This is a genomic window from Streptomyces sp. NPDC051243 (assembly GCF_044455405.1).
Taxonomy (GTDB): Bacteria; Actinomycetota; Actinomycetes; order Streptomycetales; family Streptomycetaceae; genus Streptomyces.
Map to the genome: position 1 here is coordinate 132368 of NZ_JBITES010000022.1, position 24931 is coordinate 157298.

General features: G+C 74.0%; 12 protein-coding genes and 1 pseudogene. 11 read left to right on the plus strand and 2 right to left on the minus strand.

All coding sequences use genetic code 11. The features are described from left to right. The 9 genes and pseudogenes from ACIBAG_RS41240 to ACIBAG_RS41280 all read left to right on the plus strand — a co-directional run. Positions 1 to 207 carry an MbtH family protein gene (locus ACIBAG_RS41240; RefSeq protein ID WP_399112679.1) on the plus strand — a complete coding sequence of 69 codons (207 nt, stop codon included), beginning with the start codon at positions 1 to 3 and terminating at the stop codon, positions 205 to 207. Next, on the plus strand, positions 200 to 3790 hold the full coding sequence (locus tag ACIBAG_RS41245; protein WP_399112681.1) for an amino acid adenylation domain-containing protein: 3591 nt from the start codon (positions 200 to 202) through the stop codon (positions 3788 to 3790). Before ACIBAG_RS41240 ends, ACIBAG_RS41245 begins: the two co-directional genes overlap by 8 nt. Continuing rightward, the gene (locus ACIBAG_RS41250) at positions 3781 to 4848 is read left to right on the plus strand and encodes a MupA/Atu3671 family FMN-dependent luciferase-like monooxygenase (RefSeq protein WP_399112682.1); all 1068 of its coding nucleotides are present in this window, start codon (positions 3781 to 3783) and stop codon (positions 4846 to 4848) included. The genes ACIBAG_RS41245 and ACIBAG_RS41250 overlap by 10 nt, the downstream gene beginning before the upstream one ends. Next, positions 4845 to 9575, plus strand: a complete 4731-nt coding sequence (locus ACIBAG_RS41255) for an amino acid adenylation domain-containing protein (RefSeq protein WP_399112684.1) — start codon at positions 4845 to 4847, stop codon at positions 9573 to 9575. Before ACIBAG_RS41250 ends, ACIBAG_RS41255 begins: the two co-directional genes overlap by 4 nt. Further along, positions 9575 to 13441, plus strand: coding sequence for an amino acid adenylation domain-containing protein (locus ACIBAG_RS41260; protein ID WP_399112686.1), 3867 nt, complete (start codon positions 9575 to 9577; stop codon positions 13439 to 13441). The genes ACIBAG_RS41255 and ACIBAG_RS41260 overlap by 1 nt, the downstream gene beginning before the upstream one ends. Continuing rightward, positions 13431 to 16646: an amino acid adenylation domain-containing protein gene (locus ACIBAG_RS41265; protein WP_399112688.1), complete on the plus strand. Its 3216-nt coding sequence runs from the start codon at positions 13431 to 13433 to the stop codon at positions 16644 to 16646. Before ACIBAG_RS41260 ends, ACIBAG_RS41265 begins: the two co-directional genes overlap by 11 nt. Beyond that, a complete protein-coding gene (locus ACIBAG_RS41270) occupies positions 16643 to 18706 on the plus strand; it encodes a beta-ketoacyl synthase N-terminal-like domain-containing protein (protein WP_399112690.1) in 2064 nt (687 codons plus the stop codon). Before ACIBAG_RS41265 ends, ACIBAG_RS41270 begins: the two co-directional genes overlap by 4 nt. After that, the gene (locus ACIBAG_RS41275) at positions 18703 to 19455 is read left to right on the plus strand and encodes a thioesterase II family protein (RefSeq protein ID WP_399112691.1); all 753 of its coding nucleotides are present in this window, start codon (positions 18703 to 18705) and stop codon (positions 19453 to 19455) included. The genes ACIBAG_RS41270 and ACIBAG_RS41275 overlap by 4 nt, the downstream gene beginning before the upstream one ends. Positions 19456 to 19587: 132 nt before the next feature. Beyond that, positions 19588 to 20844 (plus strand): annotated as a pseudogene (locus ACIBAG_RS41280) (beta-ketoacyl-[acyl-carrier-protein] synthase family protein); the annotation flags it as partial. 12 nt (positions 20845 to 20856) lie between these two features. Here the strand turns inward: ACIBAG_RS41280 and ACIBAG_RS41285 are convergent. Beyond that, positions 20857 to 21924: a Ku protein gene (locus tag ACIBAG_RS41285; protein ID WP_399112693.1), complete on the minus strand. Its 1068-nt coding sequence runs from the start codon at positions 21922 to 21924 to the stop codon at positions 20857 to 20859. Between the two features lie 71 nt (positions 21925 to 21995). On the opposite strand from ACIBAG_RS41285, the gene ligD reads away from it, so the two are divergent. After that, positions 21996 to 22877 (plus strand): non-homologous end-joining DNA ligase, encoded by an 882-nt coding sequence (gene ligD, locus ACIBAG_RS41290; protein ID WP_399112694.1) that lies wholly within the window; start codon positions 21996 to 21998, stop codon positions 22875 to 22877. A 572-nt stretch (positions 22878 to 23449) separates the two neighbouring features. On the opposite strand, the gene ACIBAG_RS41295 is transcribed toward ligD, so the two are convergent. Beyond that, entirely contained in the window at positions 23450 to 24259 is an 810-nt protein-coding gene (locus ACIBAG_RS41295; protein WP_399112695.1) for a nuclease-related domain-containing protein, read from the minus strand. Between the two features lie 114 nt (positions 24260 to 24373). Between ACIBAG_RS41295 and ACIBAG_RS41300 the strand changes: the two genes are divergently transcribed. Continuing rightward, complete coding sequence (locus ACIBAG_RS41300; RefSeq protein ID WP_399112697.1) at positions 24374 to 24880, plus strand: dual specificity protein phosphatase family protein; 507 nt, start codon at positions 24374 to 24376, stop codon at positions 24878 to 24880. Positions 24881 to 24931 lie beyond the last annotated feature (51 nt).

Genomic DNA, 24931 nt, shown 5'->3' on the forward strand with positions numbered 1-24931 from the left:
ATGACCACCAATCCGTTCGAGGACGAGAACGGCACCTACCTCGTACTCACCAACGCCCAGGGCCAGTTCTCGCTGTGGCCCGACGGGATCGCCGTGCCGGACGGGTGGGAAGTGGCGCTGACCGCGAGCAGCCGCGCGGAGTGCCTCGCCCATGTCGAGGAGCGCTGGACGGACATATGTCCCGCACGCACGGCCGCAGATGCCTGAGAAGGGGGCGACGGGGGCGTTGCACGGGGTGCATGAACTCTTCGCGCAGCAGGCTCGGCGGACACCGGCGGCGACCGCGCTGGTGTACGGCGAACAGCGGCTGAGCTACGGCGAACTGGACCGGCGCGCCGACCGGTTCGCGGGACTCCTGCGGCGGCGCGGCGTGCGGCCGGGCGCCGTGGTGGGCGTGTATCTGGAGCGGTCCACCGAGATGGTGGTGGCGCTGCTGGGCATCCTCAAGGCCGGTGCCGGTTACGTGATGCTCGACCCGGATTTCCCGGCGGAGCGGCTGCGGGGCATGGCGGCGGACGCGGGGGTGGCCGCGGTGGTGTCCCGGCGTGATACCCGACTTCCCTTGGTCTCGGCCGAGTTGGTCGCGGCGGAGGACGCCGGGGAGGCCGAGCCCTTCGAGCCCGGCACTGTGCGCGTACGGCCGCAGGACCCGGCCTGCGTGATGTTCACCTCCGGCTCCACGGGCCGCCCGAAGGGCATCGTCGCCCCGCACGCCGCGATCACCGGCACCCTCACCGGGCAGGACTTCGCCTCCTTCGGGACCGGCGCGGTGTGGCTGCAGTGCTCCCCGGTGTCCTGGGACGCGTTCGCGATGGAGCTGTGGGGCCCGCTGCTCGGCGGCGGCCTGTGCGTGCTGCACCCGGGGCAGCGCCCCGACCCGGTGGTGATGGCCGGCCTGGTCGACAGGCACGCCGTCACATCCGTCTACCTCTCCGCCTCCCTGTTCCACGTGATCGTCGACGAGTACCCGCGGGCGCTGGCCGGCGTACGCGAACTCATCGTCGGAGGCGAACCGCTGTCGCCCGCGCACGCGGCCCGCGCCCTGGAGCGCCACCCCGGGCTGCGGCTGAGCAACGGCTACGGCCCGGTCGAGGGCATGGTGTTCCTGACCGTCCATCCGGTCACCGCCGAGGAGGTGCGGGACGGCGGGCCGGTGCCGATCGGCCGTCCGCTGGCCGGGAAACGGCTCCGGGTGCTCGACGAGCGGCTGCGGCCCGTCGCGGACGGGGAGACCGGTGAGCTGTACGCCGCGGGGGCGGGCGTCGCCCTCGGGTACTGCGGTCGTCCCGGGCTGACCGCCGAGCGGTTCGTGGCCGACCCGTACGGGCCCGCCGGGGAGCTGATGTACCGCACCGGGGACCTGGTGCGGCGCCGGGCGGACGGGGTGCTGGAGTATCTGGGGCGGGCCGACGCCCAGGTGAAGATCCGCGGGTTCCGGGTGGAGCCGGGCGAGGTGGAGACGGTGTTGGCGGGCCATCCGGGCGTCGTCCGGGCCGCCGTCGTGGCGCGTCCCGACGCCACGGGTGAGAAGCGACTGGTCGCGTACGTGGTCCCGCGCGAAGGGCATCAACCGGCACTCGATGAGGGCGAGTTGCGTGAGTACGCCGCTCGCGTGCTGGCCGACTACCTGGTCCCGGCCGCCTTCGTGCTCCTGGACGCCCTGCCCCTGACCCCCAACGGCAAGCTGGACCGCGCCGCCCTGCCGGAGCCCGGGCCGCTCACCGGCTCGCTCGCCTCGGCGACCGGACGGCAGCCGTCCGGCGCGGTCGAGGAGACGCTGTGCGGGCTGTTCTCCGAGGTGCTGGGGGTGGCGTCCGTCGGCCCCGACGACGACTTCTTCGGCCTGGGCGGCAACTCGCTGACGGCGGCGCGGCTGCTGGGCCGGATCCAGCTGACGCTGGGCGCGCGGGTCGGCGTACGGACGCTGTTCGAGTGCCGGACGCCGGGGGCGCTGGCGCCGCAGGTGGAGAAGGCCGAGCAGGACGACCGGGTCGCCGCGTCCGCCCTTCCCCCGGACCGCGACGCACCCGCCCCTCTCCCGGGCCGCGACGCGCTGCCCCTGTCGTACGCCCAGCGCCGCCTGTGGTTCCTGGACCGGGTCGACGCGGGCACCGCCTACACGCTGCCCGTGCTGGTGCGGCTGAGCGGCGAGATCGATCCCGAGGCCCTGCGGGCGGCGCTCGGGGACGTGGCCGCCCGGCAGACGGCGTTGCGCACCGTGTTCGTGGCGAGGGGCGGCGAGCCGGCGCAGCGGGTGCTGAAGGGTGCCGAAGCGGTGCCTCGGCTGAGGCAGGTCGAGGTCACGGCCGACGAGTTGACGGGGGCCGTGTCGGCGGCCGCCCGGCACCGCTTCGACCTCGCCGCCGAACTCCTCCTGCACGCCGTGCTGTTCACCGTCCGGGACCGGCCGCGCGAGCACGCCCTCCTCCTCGTCCTGCACCACATCGCGGGTGACGGCTGGTCCCTGCCCCCGCTGTTCCGGGACCTGTCGCGTGCCTACGCCGCCCGGGCCGCCGGCCGCGTCCCGGAGCTCATCCCGCTGCCCGTGCCGTACGCCGACTTCGCCCGGAGCCAGCAGGAGCGGCTCGGCTCGGCGGACGATCCCGGCTCCCTCGCCGCAGCCCAACTCGCCTACTGGCGCAAGGCTTTGGCGGGACTTCCGGCCGGTGGCCCGCTGCTCCCCCGCCGTCCCGGACGGTCCGCCGTGCCGGGGCGGGAGGCCGCCACCGTCGTACGGCGGCTGGACGCGGGCGCGCACACCCGGATCGTCGATGCGGCGCGGGCGGAGGGGGCGACGCTGTTCATGGCCCTGCACGCCGCGCTCGCCTGCGCGCTGGTGCGGGCCGGCGCGGGCGAGGATCTCGCGGTCGGCTCGCCGATCGCCGGGCGCGGCGGCGACGGCACGGTCGAGGACGTCGTCGGGTTCTTCGTCAACATGCTGGTGCTGCGCACCGACGCCTCCGGTGATCCCACCGCCCGGCAGCTGCTCGCCCGTACCCGGGAGACGGCACTGGACGCCTTCGTCCACCAGGACGTGCCGTTCGAGGAGGTCGTGGACGCGCTGGGTCCCGTACGGCCGCCCGGGCGGCAGCCGTTCACCGAGGTGGTGCTGGCGTTGCAGAACAACGCCCGGGCCGAGGTGGAGCTGCCCGGCGCCGAGTCCGGGGTGGAGCCGCTGCGTACCGGTACGGCCCGGTTCGAGCTGCTCGTCGACGTCACCGACGACCACGGGCCGTCGGGCGCGCCGGACGGGATGACGCTGGTCTTCGAGTACCGGACGTCGTGTCTGGAGCCGGAGTTCGTCGATTGGCTGGCGGACGCGGTCGTCGCGGCACTGCGCGCGGCGGCCGCCGAGCCGGACGTACCGCTGTCCCGGCTTCCGCTGCCCGAACCTCCCCGGCGCGCGGACGCGGCCCGGGACGCGGTCCTCACCCCCGAGCGCACCGCGGGCGGCCCGGCGGACTCCGCCCTGCACCGGGAGATCGCCGCCGTCTGGTCGGAGGTGCTGGGCGTGCGGCACATCGGTCCCGACGACGACTTCTTCCGGCTCGGCGGCAACTCCCTGCGCGCGGTACGGGTCGCCGCCCGCCTCACCGGCGCCGGGCGCACGGTGACGGCCGCCCAGTTGTTCACCTCGCCCACCGTCGCCGCCCTCGCCGCCGAGCTGGAGCGGGCACCCGCCGGGGCGAGCGCGGCACCGGCCCCCATTCCGCGCCGACCGCGCGTTCCCCGGCAGCCCGGCCGCGACAGCCGTACCGACACGAGTGAGAAGGAGGTGCCATGGACCTGAGCGTGATGTTCTTCGGCGCCGACACCCCCGCCGGCGCCCGCGACACCGACGCGCCGCGGCACAGCGAGGCCTACGACGACATCCTCGCCGTCGCCCGCACCGCGGACCGGCTCGGCTTCCACGCGATCTGGACGCCCGAGCGGCACTTCCAGCAGGTGGGGCAGGTGTTCCCGAGCCCTCCGGTGCTCAGCGCGGCGCTGGCGGTGGCCACCGAGCGGATCAACATCCGGGCGGGCAGCGTGATCCTGCCGCTGCACCATCCGCTGCGGATCGCGGAGGACTGGGCGGTCGTCGACAACCTCTCGCACGGCCGGATCGGGCTGTCGGCCGCGACCGGCTGGCACTCCGCCGACTTCGTCCTCGCGCCCGGCAACTACGAGGGCCGCCGCGAGCGGACCATGCGGGACATCCCGTTGCTGCGCCGCCTGTGGGCGGGCGAGCCCGCCGAGTTCTCCGACGGCACCGGCACCTCGGTCTCCGTCCTGCCGCAGCCCCGGCCCGTGCAGGACACCCTGCCCCTGTGGCTCACCACCTCCGGCAACCCGGCGACCTGGGAGGCGGCCGGAAGCCTGCGCACCGGGGTCCTCGGGGCGACCGTCGGGCAGAGCCGGGAGGAGCTGGCCGAGAAGATCGACCGCTACCGGGCCGCCTGCGCCGCCGCCCCCGACCAGCGGGGAACCGACGCGCACGGCCGGGTGACGCTGATGGCGCACACGTACGTCGGCGCGGACGACGAGGAGGCGCGGCGGCTGACCGCCGAACCGCTCAAGCGGTATCTGCGGTCGTACGTCCGGCAGACCACGGCCAACCGCACGGCCGACAGGGCGACGGCGGAGCTCACCGAGGAACAGACCGCGCTGCTCGCCGAGTTCGCCTTCCACCGGTATCTGACCTGGGGCAGCCTGCTCGGCTCCGCCGAGACCTGCCGGAAGATGCTCGCCGATCTGCGCGAGCTGGGCTGTGACGAGGTCGCCTGCTTCGTGGACTTCGGCCTCGGCCGCGAGGAGGTGCTGGCCGGGCTGCACCGGCTGGCCGAGCTTCGGGAGGACGTGGCGTGACCGCCTCTTCGGGTGCGTCGATGGCGGACCGTTTCAGCGCGCTCAGCGGTGAGCAGCGGGTGCGGCTGATGCGCCGGCTGGTGGAGTCCGGGCAGGTGGGGCTGGTCCCGGCGGTCGTACCGCCGCGCGACGGGGACGGGCCGGTGCGGCTCAGTCCGGCGCAGGAGGACCTGTGGGTGTACGAGTCGCTGTATCCCGGCACTCCGGCCCTGAACCTGTGCTGTGCCTATCACTTCGACGAGACGGTGGAGCCGGTCGACCCGGACCGTCTGGAGACGGCGCTGACGCTGGTCCGGGCGCACCATGACGTCCTGCGGGCCCGCATCGAGGGCGAACCGGGCGCGATCGGCGTCACCTTCCCGCCCGAGGAGCGCTTCCGGCTGGAGCGGGAGGATCTGCGCGGCACCGGCATCACCATCGCCGAGGCCTTCGAGACGTTCCGGCGCCGGCCCTTCGACCTGGCCGGAGAGCCACTGATGCGGGCCCGGTTCGTCACGGTGGACGACCGGCGGACCACGCTGATGCTGAGCCTGCACCACGTCATCGCCGACTGGTGGTCCTTCGACGTGCTCCAGGCCGAGTTCGCCGAGGCCCACCGCGCGTTGCGCGCCGGTACGGAGCCGACGCTGACCCGGCCCCGCATCCAGTACGCCGACTTCGCGTCCTGGCAGGGCGAGCTGGAGGAGGCCGGCGTCTTCGAGGCGCGGCTGGCCTTCTGGCGCCGCTACCTCGCCGATCCGCCGGGCGCGCTCACCGTGCCGGGCAGCGGAAACGGCGTCGCGGAGGGCATCGCTCAGGTTCCGTTCAAGGTCGACGCCCCGACCGCCCGGGCCGTACGGGCACTGGCGCGCGAACGCGGCGCCTCCGTCTACGTCGTCCTGATGGCGGCCTTCGCGGTCCTGGCCCACCGCCTCACCGGCGCCGACGACATGGTGCTGGGCACGCCGACCGCCAACCGGACCGCCAAGGGCCTGGAGCGGGTCATCGGGTACGTCATGAACGCCATTCCGACCCGCTGGCGGATCCGGCCCGGGGACTCCTTCGCCGACGTGCTGGCCAGGTTCGCCGCGGACTTCCCCGAGCTGATGGCCAACGCGGACGTGCCGGTCGGCCGGATCGTCTCCGCGGTCGCGCCCGACCGCAGCGCCGGGCGCTCCCCGCTGTTCCAGTGGGTGTTCATGCACCTCACCCAGCAGCGCAGCGTGGCCGCGCTGCGGGAGTTCAGCGAGCCCGAGCGGATCCACACCGGCGGCGAGCACGACCTGGTCGGCATCGTCCGGGACGCCGACGACGGCACGATGGACGGCAGCTTCGAGATCCGTACGGCACTCTTCGGCGCGGACGCCGTGCGGCACTGGACGGAGGCGTATCTGGAGCTGCTGCGGCGGTTCACGGCCGATCCTGAGGTGCCGCTCGCCGAGGTCGGGCTGGTGCCGGATGCCGACCGGCGCCGAGTGGCGGAGCTCGGATCCGGCGGGCCCGCGCCCGAGCCGCTGACCCTGCCCGACCTGGTGGCCCGGCAGGCGGCTCGCACGCCTGACGCGCCCGCGCTGGAATCCGAGGGCCTGCGGCTGACGTACGCCGAACTGGTCGGCCGAGTGGACAGGTTGGCGGCTCACCTCGTCCGGTTCGGGGCGGGACCCGGCCGCATCGTGGCCCTCGCGCTGGGCCGAACTGCCGCGATGGCGCCCGCGCTGTTGGCGGTGCAGCGGACTGGTGCCGCCTATCTGCCGGTGGACCCGGACTATCCGGCCGAGCGGGTTCGGCTTGCGCTTGAGGATGCGGCCCCAGTGCTGCTGGTCGTGGGTGGGCGGGGGGTGCCGCTCGAGACAGATGTGCCGGTGTTGGTGCTGAGCGACTCGTTGGAAGTGCCACTTGATGCCGTCGATCGTCTGCCGCACCATCGTGGCTTGTCGCGCCCGCGCGGCGGTAGCCGCAAATCGATGACAGCCCCGCGCCCCTTGAGGGCGTTGTCGAACCCGGCATCCCCCGCCTACGTCATCCACACCTCCGGCTCCACCGGCCGCCCCAAGGGCGTCGTCGTCCCGCACACCGGACTGGCCGCCCTCGCGCAGGGGCTCGTGGACGCCATGGCGCTGAGCCCGGACACCAGGGTCCTGCAGCTCGGCTCGCCCGCCTTCGACATCTCCGTCGGCGAGATGTGCATGGCGTTCGGCTCGGGCGGGACGCTGGTCGTGCCGCCCGAGGGGCCGCTTGCCGGGCAGGAGTTGGCGGACGTGCTGACCGGGCTGCGGATCACCTCCGCCCTGCTGCCGCCCTCAGTGCTGGCGACCGTGCCCACCGGGGAGTACCCGCAGCTGCGGTCGCTGGCCGTCGGTGCGGAGGCGTGCCCGCCGGAGCTGGTGGCCCGCTGGGCCGTCGGTGGGCGGCGGTTCCACAACGCGTACGGGCCCACCGAGTACACCGTCGCTGCCACGGTCTCCGGCCCGCTCACCGGCGACGGCACGGCCCCGCCCGTCGGCGCCCCGCTCCCGGGCACGCGCGCGTATGTCCTCGACGAGCGCCTGCGACCGGTGCCGGCCGGGGTGTGCGGTGAGTTGTATCTGGCGGGGCCGGGAGTGGCGTACGGCTATCTGGGCCGGGCGGGGCAGACCGCCGAGCGGTTCGTCGCCGACCCGTACGGGGCGCCGGGCGAGCGCATGTACCGCACCGGGGACCTGGCCCGCCGCCGGGACGACGGGCAGCTGGAGTACCTGGGCCGCTCCGACGACCAGGTGAAGATCAGGGGTCAGCGGATCGAGCCGGGCGAGATCGCGGCCGTCCTCACCGGGCATCCCTCGGTGGAGCGGGCGGTGGCGGTCGTACGGGAGGACCGGCCGGGCAGGCCGCGGCTCGTCGCGTACGTCGTCGGCGGCGGTACGGGGTCCGAGCCCGCGCCGGACGCGCTGCTGGCGTACGCCGCCGGACGGCTGCCGGCCGCCATGGTGCCGGCCGACGTGGTGGTGCTGGACGGGCTGCCGTTGGCGCCCAACGGCAAGCTGGACCGGGCGGCGCTGCCCGCGCCGGGCGACCGGCCGAGCGGCTCCGGGCGGGCGCCTGAAGGGGGCCGCGAGGTCACCCTGTGCGCGCTGTTCGAGGCGGTGCTGGGCGTCGAACGGGTCTGTGCCGACGACGACTTCTTCCGGCTGGGCGGCGACAGCATCATGGCGATCCAGCTCGCCGGGCGGGCTTCGGGGGCGGGGCTCGGCATCACGCCGCGTGACGTCTTCACGGCCCGCACGCCCGCCGCGCTCGCCCTGACGGCGCGGGAGGCGGCGGACCTCGGGGAGGACGAGGGTACGGACTCCGGCACGGGGCGCTTCCCGCTCACCCCGGTGATGCGCTGGTGGCTCGAACAGGCCGGGGACCCGACGGCGTTCACCCAGTCGATGGTCTTCCCGGTGCCGCCGGACGTGGACCTCGCGCGCGTGGAGGCGGCGGTGCGCGGGCTGGTCGAGCGGCACGGTGCGCTGCGGATGCGCCTGGTGGAGGGGGAGCTGGAGGTCCCCGGGGACGACGTCACCGATGTGGAGGTCGACCGCCTCGACGTGCCCTTCGGTGCCGATCCGCGGGAACTGGCCGAGGAGTTGGCGGCGTCCGTGCGGCTCGATCCGGAGCAGGGGGAGATGCTGCGGGCCGCCTGGCTGGACGCCGGGTCCGGACGGCCGGGGCTGCTGTTGCTGACGGTGCACCATCTGGCCGTGGACGGGGTGTCCTGGCGGTTGCTGGGGCCGGAGCTCGCGGCCGGGCTGGCCGGGGAGCGGCTGCCGGAGCCGCCCGGCACGTCCTTCGCGCGCTGGGCCCGGCTGCTGGCGTGGGAGGCGGCGCGGCCCGAGTTGGCCGACACGGAGTCGGCCTGGTGGGAGCGGACTTTGAGCGGCCCGGACGCGCGGATCGCGGGCGGGCGGGGTGCCGGGGCGCGCCGGGCGGTGCTCAGCGTCGAGCTGACGCCCGAGGTCACCGAGGCGGCCCTGTCCGAGGTGACCGAGGCCTTCCACTGCGGCCCGGACGCCGTGCTGCTGACGGCGCTGGCCGCGGCGGCGGTACGGCAGCGCGGTGCGGGCACGGGCCTGCTGGTCCACCTGGAGGGACACGGCCGTGAGACGCTCTCCCGGCCCGCCGACGTCTCGCGCACCGTCGGCTGGTTCACCACCCAGTACCCGGTGCGCCTGGACGCGGGCGCCGCGCTGGGCCCCGGCTTCTGGGAGCCGGCGCGGGACGCGGCCGGTGAGGCGCTCAAGCAGGTCAAGGAGCAGGTGCGGGCGGTCCCGTCGGGCGGCCTCGGCTGGGGTCTGCTGCGGCACCTCAACCCGGACACCGCGCCGAAGCTGGCCGCGCTGCCCGTCCCCGACCTGCGCTTCAACTACCTGGGCCGGTTCTCCGGCGGCGACACGGCCGACGGCGAGCTGCTCGGCATGTCCGCCGAGGCGCTGCCGCTCGGGCACGCGGTGGAGGTGGACGCGCTGGTCGTGGAGCGGGACGGCGGGCGGCTGTGTCTGAGCGCCGGGTTCTCGTACGGGCGCGGGGTGCTCGGCGAGCAGGAGGTGCTGGAGCTGGCCCGGCTGTGGTGCGAGGCGATCGAGGTGCTGGTCGAGCACGCCCGCCGGGACGGCACGGGCGGCCACACCAGCTCCGACTTCCCGCTGGTGGAGCTGTCGTCGGACCAGCTGGCCCTGCTGGAGGGCGACTTGGCGTTCGACGACCCGGACGACGAGGGGGACGGCTGATGGGCGGCCGTATCGCGGACGTACTGCCGCTCTCCCCCGCCCAGGAAGGTCTGCTCTTCCACTCCCTGCGCGACCCCGAGCGCCCCGACCCGTATCTGGTGCAGGCCCGGTTCCGGATCGCGCCCGGCGTCACGGCGGAGGCGTTGCGGGCCGGGCTGGCCGCGCTGCTGGAGCGGCACCCGAATCTGCGGGCGTGCTTTCGGCACGAGCAGGTCGAGCGGCCGGTGCAGGTGATTCCGCGTGCGGTGAGGGTGCCGTGGACGCAGACCGACCACACGGGGCGCACGCCGGACGAGACGGAGGCGGAGATCGCCCGGCTCATGGCCGAGGACCGCGAGCGCCGGTTCGATCCGGCCCGGCCTCCGCTGGTGCGGGCCACGCTGGTCCGGCACGACGGGGGCGGGGACCTCCTGCTGACCGTCCACCACATCCTGCTGGACGGCTGGTCGCTGCCGCTGCTCGCGCGGGATCTGGAGGCGCTGACGGCGGGGGCCGCCGAGCCGCCGCCCGCCGTGCCCTTCAAGCAGTACCTGGTCTGGCTGAACGGCCAGGACCAGGCGCGTGCGGAGGCCGCCTGGCGTGACGCCCTGGACGGGCTGTCGCGCCCCGCGCTGCTGTCTCCGGCCGGGCCCGACGGCCCGCAGGACACGGTCGACCTGGAGCTGACCCCGGAGCTGACCTCGGCGATCACCCGGCGGGCCACGCAGGCCGGCGTCACCGTCAACACCGTGGCGCAGACCGCCTGGGCCCTGGTGCTGGCCCGGCTGACCGGCGCCGAGGACCTGGTGTTCGGCGCGGTCGTCTCCGGGCGGCCGCACGATCTGCCCGGCGTCGAGCGGATGGTGGGGCTGTTCATCAACACCCTGCCGGTGCGGATCCGGCTGCGCTCCGGAGAGGGCGTCGACGAGCTGCTCGCCCGCGTGCAGGACGAGCAGCTGCGGCTGGCGGCGTATCACCACGTGCGGCTGTCGCAGGTGCAGCGGGCGGCCGGAGTGGGCGAACTCTTCGACACGGTCCTGGCGTTCGAGAACTTCCCACGGCCGGAAGGCCCCGCACCTGCCGTCGAGCTGGTCGGGACGCGGGACGCGACGCACTACCCGGTGACGGTCGCCGTCGTCGCCGGGGAACGGATGCTGCTGCGGGTGAGCTGCCGCCGGGGCATCCCGGCGGCCACGGTCGCCGCCCGCCTGGAGCGCGCCTTCGAGGCGCTGACGTCCGCGCACGGCACCCCGGCCGACCGGCTCGACGTCCTTCCCCGGGAGGAGCGGCGGCACCTGCTCCACCTGGCGGAGGGCTCGGTGCGGCCGCTGCCGGAGACGCTGAGCATCACCGGGCGGTTCGCCGAGCAGGCGGCCCGTACGCCACAGGCACCGGCCGTCGAGTCGGACGGCGAGGTGCTGACGTACGGCGGTCTCGACGCGGCCTCCGACCGGCTGGCGGGGCGGCTGCGCGAGGCGGGCGTGCGGCCCGGCGACACGGTCGCGCTGCCGCTTGCCCGGTCCGTCGCCATGGTCGTGGCGCAGCTGGCGGTGCTGAAGGCGGGCGCGTGCTGTCTGCCGCTGGATCCGGGGGCGCCGGCCGGGCGGCTGGCGGCGCTGGTGGGGGCGGCGGGCGTGGGGGTGGCGATCGCGACCACGGACGTACGACTACCCGGACACGTACGGCTGTTGAACCCCGGACCGGCGGACCTCGCCGCACCGCCGACCGCGACCGTGCACCCCGAATCGGCCGCCTACGTGATGTACACCTCCGGCTCGACGGGCGAACCCAAAGGCATCGTCACCCCCCACCGGGCCGTCGTCGAACTGGCCGCCGACTCCCGTTTCGCGAGCGGCGCCCACGAGCGCGTCCTCCTCCACAGTCCGCACACCTTCGACGCCGCCACCTACGAGACCTGGGTGCCCCTGCTGAACGGCGGCACGGTCGTCGTCGCCCCGCCCGGTCCCGTCACTCCCGACCTGCTCAAGCGGCTGCTGCCCGAGGCGCGGGTCACCGCGCTGTGGCTCACCGCCGAACTCCTGCGCACCGTCGCCGAGATCGCGCCCGAGGTGCTGGGCGGGGTGCGCGAGGTGTGGGCGGGCGGCGACGTCCTGGCGGCGGAGGCGGTCCGGCGCGTGCGGGAGCGGTGCCCCGGCACACGGGTGGTCAACGGGTACGGCCCCACCGAGACGACGGTGTTCGCCACCGCCCACCGGGTGACCGGCGAGGTCGGCGGTTCCGTGCCCGTCGGACGCCCCCTCGACAACACCCGCGCCTACGTCCTCGACCGCCTCCTGCGCCTTGTGCCGGACGGCGCGGTGGGCGAGTTGTACGTCGCCGGGGCGGGGCTCGCCCACGGCTATCTGAACCGTCCGGGCGGGACCGCCGAGCGCTTCGTCGCCGACCCGTACGGGCCGCCCGGCACGCGCATGTACCGCACCGGCGACCTGGTGCGCCGTCTCCCGGACGGGGAGCTGGAGTTCATCGGCCGGTCCGACGACCAGGTCAAGGTGCGTGGCTTCCGGATCGAGCCCGGCGAGGTGGAGGCGGCCCTGGCCGGCTGCCCCGGCGTGGAGCGGGCCGTGGTCGCCGCGCGCCCGGGGCCGGACGGCGGCAGGAGGCTCGTCGCGTATGTCGTGGGCGGCGACCTGGCCCTCGTACGGGAGCACGCGGCGCGCACCCTGCCCGCCCATCTGATGCCGTCGGCGTGGGCGCGGCTGGACGCCGTACCGCTGACCGCGCACGGCAAGGTCGACCGGGCCGCGCTGCCCGAGCCCGAGCCGGAGCACGGGCGCCGGGGCCACGGCAGGATCGCCCGGCCGGGCCGTGAGCAGCGGCTGTGCGCACTGTTCGGCCAGGTCCTCGGGGTGGACGCCTTGGGCCCCGACGCCGACTTCTTCGCACACGGCGGCCACTCGCTGCTCGCCCTGCGCCTGACCGCGCGAATCGAGGCGGAGCTCGGTACCCGGCTGTCGCCCGCCACGCTGTTCGAGGCGCCGACACCGGCAGCGCTCACCGCGCGCCTCACGACAGGGCCGGTGCAGGACGAGGAGGGCGAGGAGGGCGAGGAGGGCGAGGACGCGTACGCCCCGCTGCTCACCCTGCGGGGCGAGGGCGACCTTGCCCCGCTGTTCTGCCTGCACCCCGGCTTGGGCCTCGGCTGGGCGTACGCGGCGCTGCTGCCGCACCTCGCCCCCGGCCGGCCGGTGTACGCGTTGCAGACGCCGGTACTGCACGGCGAACGACTCCCGCAGTCGCTCGCGGAGTTGGCCGAGCGTTACGTGCCGCGCATCCGGGCGGTGCGACCGCACGGACCGTATCTGCTGCTGGGCCGTTCCTTCGGCGGGCCCTTCGCGCACGAACTCGCCGTACGGCTGCGTGCGGCCGGCGAGGAGGTCGCGCTGGTCGCCGTCCTGGACTCGATGCCCAAGCCGGCCGAGGTGGCGCGGGTGCCGCTGGACCCGGCGGTCGTGGAACAGGTGGCGCTGGGCAACCTGCTGCGCAACGCGCTGCCCGGCGTTCCGGCCGGTCCCGGGCCGCTGGAGCGGGCGGAGGTCGTCGCACGCGTCCACGCGCACAGCGCGCTCTTCGCCGACCTCGACGAACGGCGGCTCGGCACGCTGGTCGACGCCATGGAGCGGTACATCGGGATGGCCCGCTCCTGGCGGCCGTCGCCGTACGACGGCCGGGTGACCCTCTTCTCGGCGACCCGCGCCTCGGAGGCGACGACCGAGGAGAAGCGCGAGGCGTGGCAGGCCTGCGCGGCGGGGGTGGACGTGTACGAACTGGACTGCGAGCACAGCGATGTGCTCACCCCGGGGCACATCGGCGAGATCGCCGCGGCCGTGGAGAACGCGATACAGGGGGAACGAACCGTTGGACGCTGAAACAGAGCCCGAGGTCGGGGAGTACGAGTTCCCGGCCTCCGACGCCCAGAGCCGGCTGCTGGTCCTGGACCGGATGAACCCGGGCACCGCGCAGTACAACGTGCCCGCCGCCTACGCCGTGCACGGCCCCTTCGACGTGGCCGCGTTCGGCCGCGCGCTGGACAGCCTGGTCGCGCGGCACGAGTCGCTGCGCACGGTGGTGCGGACGGCGCCGGACGGTACGGCCGTACAGATCGTCGCGGCCTCGGCACGCGCCGCGGTGACGGTCGAACGGGCCGTCCCGGCGGCGGACGTGGACGCCCGGATGCACGCCGAGGCCGCCCGCCCCTTCGCCCCCGAGACCGGCCCGCTCCTGCGCTGCACGGTCTACGCCCTCGCCGACGGCAGCCACCGCGTTCTGCTGGTGGCCCACCATCTGGTCTGCGACGGCTGGTCACTGGGCGTGCTGCTGCGCGAACTGTCCACCGCCTACGAGAACGAGACCAAGAACCTGGCGCACGCCCTCCCCGACCTGCCCCTGCAGTTCGGTGACTTCGCGGCCTGGCAGCGGGAGCGCCAGGCGAACGGGGAGTACACGCGCTCCGTGTCCCACTGGGCCGACCGGCTGCGCGGCGCCCCCGAGACGGTCCCGCTCCCGCTGGACCGGCCGCGCGGGGCGGTCCGCACGGCGGCGGGCGGCACCGAACGGTTCACCCTGCCGGCCGCGGTGCGTGAGCGGATCGCCGAAACCGCCCGGGCGCGCGGCGGTACGCCGTTCATGGCGGTGTTCGCCGCATACGCCGCGTTCGTCAGCCGCCTGTCCGGCGCCGAGGACCTGGTGATCGGCTTCCCCGTCTCCGGCCGGGACCGCCCCGAGCTCCAGGACCTGGTCGGCATGCTGACCAACACCCTGGCCCTGCGTGTCGACCTGTCCGGCGACCCGTCGTACCACGAGCTCATCGACCGCCTGCGCACGGCGCTGCTGGAGTCCCAGCCGTACCAGGACGCCCCCTTCGAGGCGGTCGTGAACGCGGTCGCCCCGGCCCGCGAGATCAGCCACGACCCGGTCGTCCAGGTGGTCTTCGGCTACGACGACGACACCGAGCTGAGCCTGCGGCTGGCGGGGGCGGAGGTCGAGCGGGTTCATGTGGGATTGGACACCGCGAAGTTCGACTTCCATCTACAGGTGGAGCGGTGGGGGGAGGATCTCGCCGCGTATCTGATCTACCGCAGTGCGTTGTTCGAGGCGGAGACGGTACGGCGGTGGGTGCGGTGCTTCGAGACGCTGCTGGAGGGGTTGCTGGACCGGCCGGACTCGCCGGTGTCGAACATCGACATGCTCCCGGCGGACGAGCATGAACGTTTGATCGCCCTGGGCACCAACGCGCCCCAACAAAGCGCGGCACCCCCCGAGGCGCGCCTGGTCCCAGACCTCGTGGCGGACCGCGCAGCCGAACAGCCGGATGCCACCGCCCTCGTCTGCGGCAACCTACGCCTCACCTACCGCGAACTCCTCACCCGCGCCGACACCCTCGCAGCCCGACTGCAGACACACGGCGTACGCCGGGGAGACCGAGTCGGCCTGCTCCTCCCCCGTGGCCCGGAGATGGCCGTCGCCGCCCTCGCGGTCCTGCGCGCAGGCGCCGCGTACGTACCGCTGGACCCGGCGCACCCCACCGCCCGCCTGACCTACATGGTCACCGACTCCGGCACGTCACTGCTGCTGACGGCGGCGAGGACAACGGGCCTGGCCGGCACGGACGTACCGGAACTCCGCGTGGACGGGGACACGGACGCCCCGGCTCCGGCCACCCCCGTACCCTGCGCCCCCGGCGACCTCGCCTACGTCCTGTACACCTCCGGCTCCACCGGCGTCCCCAAGGGCGTGGCGGTCGAGCACCGCGCCCTGCTGAACCTCGCGGTGAACGTACGCCCCGTGTTCCCGGTGACCGAGACGGACCGCGTCCTGCAGTTCGTGTCGTTCGGCTTCGACGTGGCCGTGTCCGACCTGTTCTTCCCCTGGGTCGCGGGCGCCGAGCTGCACATCGCGCAGGAGGACGAGCGCCTCGGCGAGGCGCTCCAGGCACGGCTCAGGGACTCCCGTATCACCTACGTCTTCCTGCCGCCGTCCGCCGCGATGACCCTGCCCCGCACGCCGGGCGCCCTGCCCGAGCTGCGCACCCTCGCGGTCGGCGGCGAGGCGTGTCCGGCGGAACTGGTCGAGCGGCTCGGTGAGGCGGGCCGCCGGATCGTCAACGCGTACGGCCCCAGCGAGGCCACGGTGTACTCCACCACCGCCGAGCTGCGGCCGGGCGAGCCCGTGGTGATCGGCCACGCCGTCCCCGGCTCCCGCGCGTACGTCCTGGACCGCCGGCTGCGCCCGGTCCCGGTCGGTGTGACCGGCGAGCTCTACGTCGCCGGCGCCACCCTGGCCCGCGGCTACATCGGGCAGCCCGGGATGACCGCCGAGCGATTCGTCGCCGATCCGTACGGTCCGCCCGGCAGCCGTATGTACCGCACCGGCGACCTGTGCCGTGTCGACGCGCACGGCGTCCTGCACTACCTCGGCCGGGGCGACTCGCAGGTGAAGCTGCGCGGCTACCGGATCGAGCTCGGCGAGATCGAGGCCCTGCTGGCGGGTCATCCGGAGGTCACGGTCGCCGCGGCGGCGGTGCGCGGGGAGGGTGCCGAGCAGCGGCTGGTGGCGTACCTGGTGGCCACCGCCCAGGTGCCGGACGCGGCGCTGCGGGCCCACCTGGCCGGGCGGCTCCCCGGCTACATGGTCCCGGAGATCTTCGTACGCCTGCCGGAGCTGCCCCTGAACCGCTCCGGCAAGATCGACCGGTCCCGGCTGCCCGAACCGCCTTCGTCACGCCCCGAGTTGAGCGAGTCGTACGCCGCTCCGAGGAGCGCGGCGGAGCGGCGCGTGGCCGGGGTCTGGCAGCGGGTGCTGACCCTGGACCGGGTCGGCGTGCACGACAACTTCTTCGATCTGGGCGGCAATTCGGTACGCCTGCTGGCCGTGCTGGCGGCGCTCCAGGAGCACCCCGAGTACCGGGAGCTCACCCTGGTCGACCTGTTCCGCCACCCGACGGTCGCCGCGGTGGCGGCCCATCTCGACAGTACGGCCGAGCGGGCCGCACCCCGCGAGGAGGCCGCCCGGCGCGGCGAAGACCGCCGGGCGGCCCTGCACAAGCTCCGTTCCAGGAAAGGCACTACACGATGACGACCGAGGAAGCCGCACCGCACGACCTTGAGTCCGCGGTGGCCGTCGTGGGGATGAGCGGGCGCTTCCCCGGCGCCCCCGACCTCGACACGTACTGGGCCAACCTGCGCGACGGGGTCTGTTCCCTGTCCACCCTCACCGAGAAGGAACTGCTGTCCGACGGGGCGGACCCGGCGGAGCTGCGCAATCCCGCGTACGTGCCCGCGCAGGGCCGGCTCGAGGACGCGGACCGCTTCGAGGCGGACCTCTTCGGCTTCAACCGCACCGAGGCCGCGGCGCTCGACCCGCAGCACCGGGTGCTGCTGGAGACCGCCTGGTCGGCGCTGGAGGACGCGGGCCGCGCCCCGCTGACCGCGACACCCGCCGCTGCCGCGGCGGGCCCGTCCCGTACCGGCGTGTACGTGGGCGGCAGCCCGACGGAACACGCGCTGGCGGCCGGCACGGATGCGGCGCTCGCGGCGTCGATCGGCGCCCTTCAGGTCCGCATCCTCACCGACCGCGAGTTCCTGGCGCCCTGGATCTCCTACCGCCTGGGCCTGGACGGCCCGAGCATGACGGTCCAGACGGCCTGCTCGACCTCGCTGACGGCGGTCCACCTGGCCGTCCAGGCCCTGCTGCTCGGCGAGTGCGACACCGCGCTCGCGGGCGGCGTGGCCATCGGCAGTGTGCGCAGGCAGGGCTACGTCCACTACCAGGGCGGGATCTTCTCGCCCGACGGCCGCTGCCGCCCCTTCGACGAGAAGGCCGCCGGCACGGTGCCCGGCAGCGGAGTGGGCGTGCTGGTGCTGCGCCGGCTGGCGGACGCGCTGGCCGACGGCGACCCGGTGCGCGCGGTGATCCGGGGCACGGCGGTCACCAACGACGGTGCCGGGAAGGTCGGTTTCACCGCTCCGGGGGTCGACCAGCAGACGGCCGCGATCGCGGAGGCGTGGGCGGCGGCGGGGCTGGAGCCGTCGGCGGCGCAGTACCTGGAGGCGCACGGGACGGGGACGGAGCTGGGAGACCGGATCGAGCTGGAGGCGGCGAGCGCGGCCTTCGCGGACGGCGCCGGCATCGGCCTCGGCTCGGTGAAGTCGAACATCGGGCACGCGGACGCGGCGGCCGGGGCGGCGGCGCTGATCAAGACGATCCTGATGCTGGAGCACGCGACGCTGGCGCCCACGGTGGACGTCACCAGCCCGCTCGCCGCCCTCGACCGGTCGCCGCTGCGGCTGGTGACCGAGGCGGAGCAGTGGCCGAGCCGGGAGGGCCTGCCCCGGCTGGCGGGCGTGACGTCGGTGGGTATCGGCGGCACGAACGTGCATGTGGTGGTGCAGGAGGCGCCCCCGCGGCCGGCTCGGGCGGGTTCCGCGGGGCATCCGGCGGTCCTGCCGTTGTCGGCCCGTACCGAGGCTCAACTCGCCGTCCTCGCCGAACGGTTGGCGGCGCGCCTGCGGGCGGCGGACGCGCCCTCCCTGGCCGATGTCGCCCACACCCTGCGCACCGGCCGGGTCGCGATGCCCGTACGCGCGTACGTGGTGGCCGGCGAGGCACGGGAGGCGGCCGACAAGCTCACGGCACTGGCGGAAGGCCACCGGGACACGGCGTCCGACCCGCTCGGCGAGGCATGGCTGAGGGGCGAGGAGGTGACGTGGCCGGCCCCGGACGGTGCGGTACGGCGGGTGCGGATCCCGACGTACCCCTTCGCGGGCGAGAGCTACGGCGCGCTGACCCTGCGGAAGCCCGCGGGAGAGGAGACGCAGGCGCCCGGGGCCCCCTCGTCGCCCGCCCCGGACGACGCGCTGGAGGCCGAGGTGGCCGCGCTGGTGATCGAGGCGCTGGACCTCAACAGTGCCGCCGACCTCGCGCAGACGTACTTCGAGGCGGGCGGCGACTCGCTGACGGCCGTGCACCTGACCGGAAGGCTCCGTGACGAGCTGGGCATCGAGGTGCCGATCCAGCTGTTCCTCGAACCGGTCACACTGAAGGACATGACGACCCAGATCTGCGAGCTGAAGCGCAACGGTGCCGCGGACAGCGCCCTGGACGCGCTTCTGTCCGAGTTCGAGGCGGAGTCATGACCGTCCCGGACGTACGGACCCGGTGGTTCAGGGGCGTGCGCGCGCCCGGGGCGAAGGTCCGGCTGGTGTGCTTCCCGCACGCGGGCGGAGCGGCGGTCTCCTACCACGCCTGGGCGACGCTGACGCCCCCGGAGATCGAGGTCGTGTCCGTGCAGTACCCGGGCCGCCAGGACCGGCTGCGCGACCCGTGCCCGGCCACCCTGGAGGAGCTGGCGGACGCGATCACGGCGGCCCTGCGGGTCGAGCTCCCCAACGACCTGCCGTTGGCGTTCTTCGGCCACAGCATGGGGTCGTCGGTGGCGTACGAGGTGGCCCGCCGACTGCGGGACGTCCCCGGCCGCACCCTCACCCACCTGGTCGTGTCGGGCCGGCCCAGACCGCGCCTCCCGCAGGAGAAGGCACCCCGCCCGGTCCCGACCGACACCGAGATCCTGGACCGGGTACGCCTGCTGGATCCCGAGGGCGCGGCCGTCTACGAGCACCCCGACCTGCGGCCGATGATCATGCCGGCGCTGCGCGCGGACTTCGGGCTGCTGGCGGCGTACCGCCCGACTCACCTGCACCGGCTGGAAGTTCCCGTCACGGCATGCGGAGGCGACCGCGACCCCGTGTGCCCGGTCGAGGCACTCTCGTCGTGGTCGGACGTCACGACGGAGGGCCTGGAGGTCCGGGCGTTCCCGGGGAACCACTTCTATCTGAACTCCCGGAAGGAGGAGTTGCTCGCCTTCCTGACGTCACGGCTGCTGTGACCGAGCGCGTCGAACGGGACTGAACCGGCCGAATCGACCGAGCGCGTCGCACAGACGTGCAACGGCTGGGAGAACTGGGCATGTTCCCCTTTCAACTACCAGAGGGGACATGCAGAGATGAGCGAGTCCGCCGCGTCCGCGCCCCGCAAGGTCGTCGTCACCGGACTCGGGGCGGTCACACCGCTCGGGGTCGGGGCCGGGGAGTTGTGGCAGGGGCTGCTTGACGGGCGCCACGGAATACGGGAGTTGGCGGACGAGGAGTTCGCCGGGCTGCCCGTGCGGATCGCGGGGGTCGTCCCCGTGGACCCGGCCCAGTTGCTGCCCCGGCCGGTGGCGCGACGGATGAACCGTGCCGCGCGATTAGGGGTGCTGGCGGCTCGGGAGGCGTGGGCCGACGCCGGGTTCGCTCCCTCCGGCACCCGGGAGAGCGGGATCGATCCGGCGCGGGTGGGGGTGAGCCTCGGGGCCATCCTCGGGGACGCGTCCGTGCTGGTGGACGGGGACCGGAGGCTGCGGGAGAAGGGTCCGCGGGCCGTCTCGCCGCTCACCACTCCGATGACCGTGCCCTCGCAGGCCGCCTCCCAGGTCTCGCTCGATCTGCACATCACCGGTGAGGCCCGGACCGTGACGAGCGCCTGCGCGTCGGGGACCGAGGCGATAGGGCAGGCGATCGACCGCATACGGCACGGGCGCGTCGACGTGGCGCTGGCGGGCGGCGCCGAAGCGGTCGTCACACCGGCGATCATGGCGTCCTTCGCGGCGATGCGGGCGCTGGCCGACGGTGATCCCGCCGACGGTTCGCCCTCGCGGCCCTTCGCCAAGGACCGGAGCGGGTTCGTCAACGGCGAGGGTGCCGGGATCCTCGTACTGGAGGCCGAGGAGCACGCCCGGGCGCGTGGGGCACGGATCTACTGCGAGGCCGCGGGATGGGGTCTGTCCGCCGACGCCCACCACATGGCGGCACCCGACCCGTCCGGCAACGGCATCGCCCTCGCCCTGCGGCGCGCCCTGCGGGACGCCGGGGCCGGGGTCGGGGACGTGGTCCACGTGAACGCCCATGCCACGGCCACGGTCGAGGGCGACCTCGCGGAGGCGGGCGCCCTGCGGGCGGTGCTCGGACAGCGGTCCGTCCCGGTCACCGCGCTCAAGGGACATCTGGGGCATCTGCAGGGGGCCGCGGGCGGGGTCGAGGCCGTGGCGGCCGCACTGACACTGCGTCACGGGGTGGTGCCGCCGACCGTGGGGTGCGGGGAGGTCGACGACGCGATCGACCTGGACGTGGTGAGGGGGGCACCCCGGGCGCTGCCCGAGGACGGGGACCTGGTGCTCAGCAACTCGTTCGGGTTCGGCGGGCACAACGCGGTGCTGGCGTTGCGGCGGCTCGGCTGACGGGCGTGCGGCTCACGCCGTGCGCTTGCGCGACGCCGTCTTCTTCGCTGTCGTCTTCTTGGCCGAGGTCTTCTTCGCCGTACTCTTCGCCGTGCTCTTAGCCGTGCTCTTCGCCGTCGTCTTCTTCGCCCCCTCGGCCGTCTTCGAGGTCGACTTCCTGGCCGAGGACGCCGTCTTCTTCGCCGCCGTCTTCTTCGTCGCCGTCGACTTCTTGCCGGCCGTCTGCTTCGGAGCCGCCCGGGCCGTCTTGCGCTGCGGCAGCCGTCTGACCTCCCCCTCCGCCTCCTCCCGCGCCGGCTCCTCGCCGCGCGACTCCTTGGCCGCCCGGACACTGCTCTCCAGGGCCGCCATCAGATCGAGGACCTTGCCGCCCCCCGCCGGTTCGGGGGCCTCGGGCGGGGCCTCGCCGGCGGCCTTCGCCGCGACGACCTCCTCCACGGCCTCGCGGTACTCGTCGTGCAGTTCGGCGAGGTCGATCTCGCCGAGGGTGTCCATCAGGGCGTCCGCGAGGTCCAGCTCCTTGTCGTTGACCTTGACCTTCGTGTCCGGCGCGACGCCCTCGGGTTCGCGCACCTCGTCCGGCCACAGCAGCCCGTGCATGGCGATGGCGTCGCCGACCACCCGCAGCATGCCCAGCCGCTCACGGCCACGCAGCGCGAACTTCGCGATCGCCACCTTCTGACTGCGCTTGAGCGCCTCCCGCAGCAAGGTGTACGGCTTGGCGGCCGGCGCCCCGCCCACCGCGAGGTAGTACGCGCTGTCCATGTGCAGCGGGTCGATCCGGTCGGCCGGCACGAAGGCCACGATCTCGATGGTCTTCGCGGTCGGCAGCGGCAGATGGGCCAGGTCCTCGTCCGTGATCGGGATGATCGTGCCGTCCGCGTCCTCGTACCCCTTGCCGATCTCCGCCTGGCCGACCTCGCGGTCCTCCAGTTCGCAGACCTTGCGGTAGCGGATGCGGCCGCCGTCCTCCAGATGGATCTGGCGGAAGGAGATGGAGTGGCTCTCGGTCGCGTTCACCACCTTGATCGGGATGCTGACCAGGCCGAACGAGATGGCGCCGTTCCAGATGGATCGCACGTGCAGCACCCTTTCGATCGGTTCGCGAGGATTACTCGGACATCCACCACGATTTCTGGAATTCTCATCGTATGACGCCGATCACAGAGGTGGAGGGGCGACGGCTAGCGCTCAGCAACCTGGAGAAGGTGCTGTATCCGGCGACCGGCTTCACCAAGGGCGAGGTGCTGCACTTCTACGCCACCACCGCCGACGTCCTGCTGCCGCATCTGCGGGATCGCCCGGTGTCCTTCCTCCGCTATCCCGACGGCCCGGACGGCCAGGTGTTCTTCACCAAGAACGTCCCCCCGGGCACCCCCGACTGGGTCACCACGGCCGAGGTACCCCGCGTCGAGGGGCCGGCCCGGATGGTGTTCGTGCAGGACCTCGCGAGCCTGATGTGGGCCGCCAACCTCGTCACCGAGTTCCATACACCCCAGTGGGTGATCGACGCGCCCGGCGAGGCCGACCGGCTGGTCTTCGACCTCGACCCCGGCTCGCCCGCGACCGTGGTCGAGTGCTGCGAGGTGGCCCTGTGGCTGCGGGAGCGGCTCTCGGCCGACGGCATCGAGGCGTACGCGAAGACCTCCGGTTCGAAGGGCCTGCACCTCACGGCGGCCATCCAGCCGGCCCCCTCCCAGCAGGCCACCGACTACGCCAAGGAACTCGCCGTGGAGGCCGAGAAGGCCATGCCCCGCCTCGCGATCCACCGGATGACGAAGAGCCTGCGCCCCGGAAAGGTCTTCGTCGACTGGAGCCAGAACGCCGCCCGCAAGACGACGGCCACGCCCTACACCCTGCGGGCCCGCCGCGAGCCGACGGTGTCGGCCCCGGTGACCTGGGAGGAGGTACAGGACTGCCGCTCCCCACGCAACCTGACCTTCCTCGCCCCGGACCTCGCTCCCCGCCTACAGGACTACGGCGACCTGCTCGCGCCGCTCCTGGACCCCAAGACCGCGGGGGCACTGCCCTGACCGACCCCAAGGCACGTCCGGCGCTTCCCGGCCCACCCGGCGTTCACGGACGACACCACACCATCCCAAACCCCCACCCACCCGCTGGGGGCTACGCATCCCGCTGGAGGCTACGCACCCCCCCCCACAGGGCCCCACAGCACAGCGCAACGGACCCACCTCTCGGCACACGAACCCACCTCTCGGCACACGGACCCACCTCTCGACACACGGGCTGACCCCTCGGCACGGGCCGACCCCTCCCCGCCGGCCGACATCACTCAGCCCGTCCGACATTCGAGGACGACACCACACCATCCCAAACCCCCACCCACCCGCTGGGGGCTACGCATCCCCCTGGAGGCTACGCACCCCACCCACAGGGCCCCACACCACAGCGCACGAACCCACCTCTCGGCACACGGACCCACCTCTCGACACACGGGCTGACCCCTCGGCACGGGCCGACCCCTCCCCGCCAGCCGACACCACTCAGCCCGTCCGGCGTTTGAGGACGAGGCCCCTTCAGGGCCGAAGCGGGGGTCTGGGGGCGGCAGCACCCAGCAGACGGGAACTGCAGCCGGCCCGCACGCTCAACCCACCGCAGCCCAGACCCGCCGGTCCCGAGCCATCGCGTGCAGCGCCTCCACATCCGCCGGTTTGAGCACCCCGCCCAGCCGTGCCAGCCCCTCCACCTCGGTGTCCCTGAGGACCCGGACCTCACGGAGCGGCCCGGGAATCGCCACGTCGGAGGGCTCGACCAGGGCGAGGACCGGGTGGACCTCGGCGGTCAGGGCGTAGGACGCGCGGTCGGCGTCGGCGCGGACGCGGCGCAGCAGCGGCTGGGGTTCGCGGCGGCCGAGGGAGACCATCGGGTCGGCGACCGTCACCTTCTGCTTACGGGCGTACAGGGCGTGCACCGCGAAGAGTCCGCCGGGCCCGATCACCAGGTGGTGGATGCGGTCACCGCCGGGCAGCGGGACGGAGTGCAGCGCGTGCCAGCCGGCGCCGTCGAGCCGGTCCAGGGCCTCGCCGATGGTCTGCTCGGCCGTCAGCGCACGCCGGCGCGGGTCGGGACGCCGCAGCCGGTGCGTGGGGCCGGGATCCCGGTCGAGGGACACCAGGAGCGCCTCGCCGGGCCGGTTCGGCGCCAGGTCGTCGTCCGGGTGGAGGGTCAGCCGGGCCAGCTCGGCCGGGGTGGGCACCGGCGGCGGGCCCACCGTCACCGGGCCGGTGACGAAGGGGCCGAGCACCTCCAGCACATCGTCCCTGCGGTCCTCGCTGAGCAGGTTGATCCGGGCCGCCTCACGGTCGTACCAGGCGATGTTCCGCCCGTCCCGGAGGCAGACGTAGAGCCGTTCCTGGCCGTGCCGCCAGGTCGGTATGACGCGCAGTCCGCTCATGCACCATCACCCCACTGACCATGGGAACAGGCAGGGTGCTGCGCGGGCAAGAACCCGGTTACCTTTGAGAGGAGTTGGGCAGACCCCCCGGGAGGGGCGGTTGGGGAGGCGCCGTTGCGTACCCGCAGGAAGCAACCCGACGTACCGGCTCCGGACAGCCCGTGGAGCGAGATCGTGCCCGGCCTGTGGATGGGCGGGCACGAGTTCCGGGGACGTTCGGGACAACTGGAGTTCGCGGTCGTACAGGACGAGTTCGATCTCGTACAGACGCTGCTACGGCTGCCCGGGCACGGGCCCGATCCCGGCGTCGAGCACCATGTGTGGCCGATTCCCGACGGTCCGCTGGACGGCACCCAGCTCGCGGGGGTGATACGGCTGGCGGAGGCGGCGTGCCAGGCGCTGGACGAGGGCCGCAGGGTCCTCGTCCGCTGTTACCACGGGTACAACCGCTCGGGTCTGGTCGTGGCCCACGCACTGACCCGCCGGAACCACTCCGTCGACCGGGCGATCCGGCTGATACGCTCCCGCCGCTCTCCGTGGGCGCTGCACAACGACCTGTTCGTCGAGTACCTCCGGGCCGGCCTGCCGACCGCCCGGCTCCTGGAAGAACTCGCCGAGTAGCCGTTTCGCCCGTCCGCCCACCGGGTGCGCAAAAAGGACTTCCGTACGAAT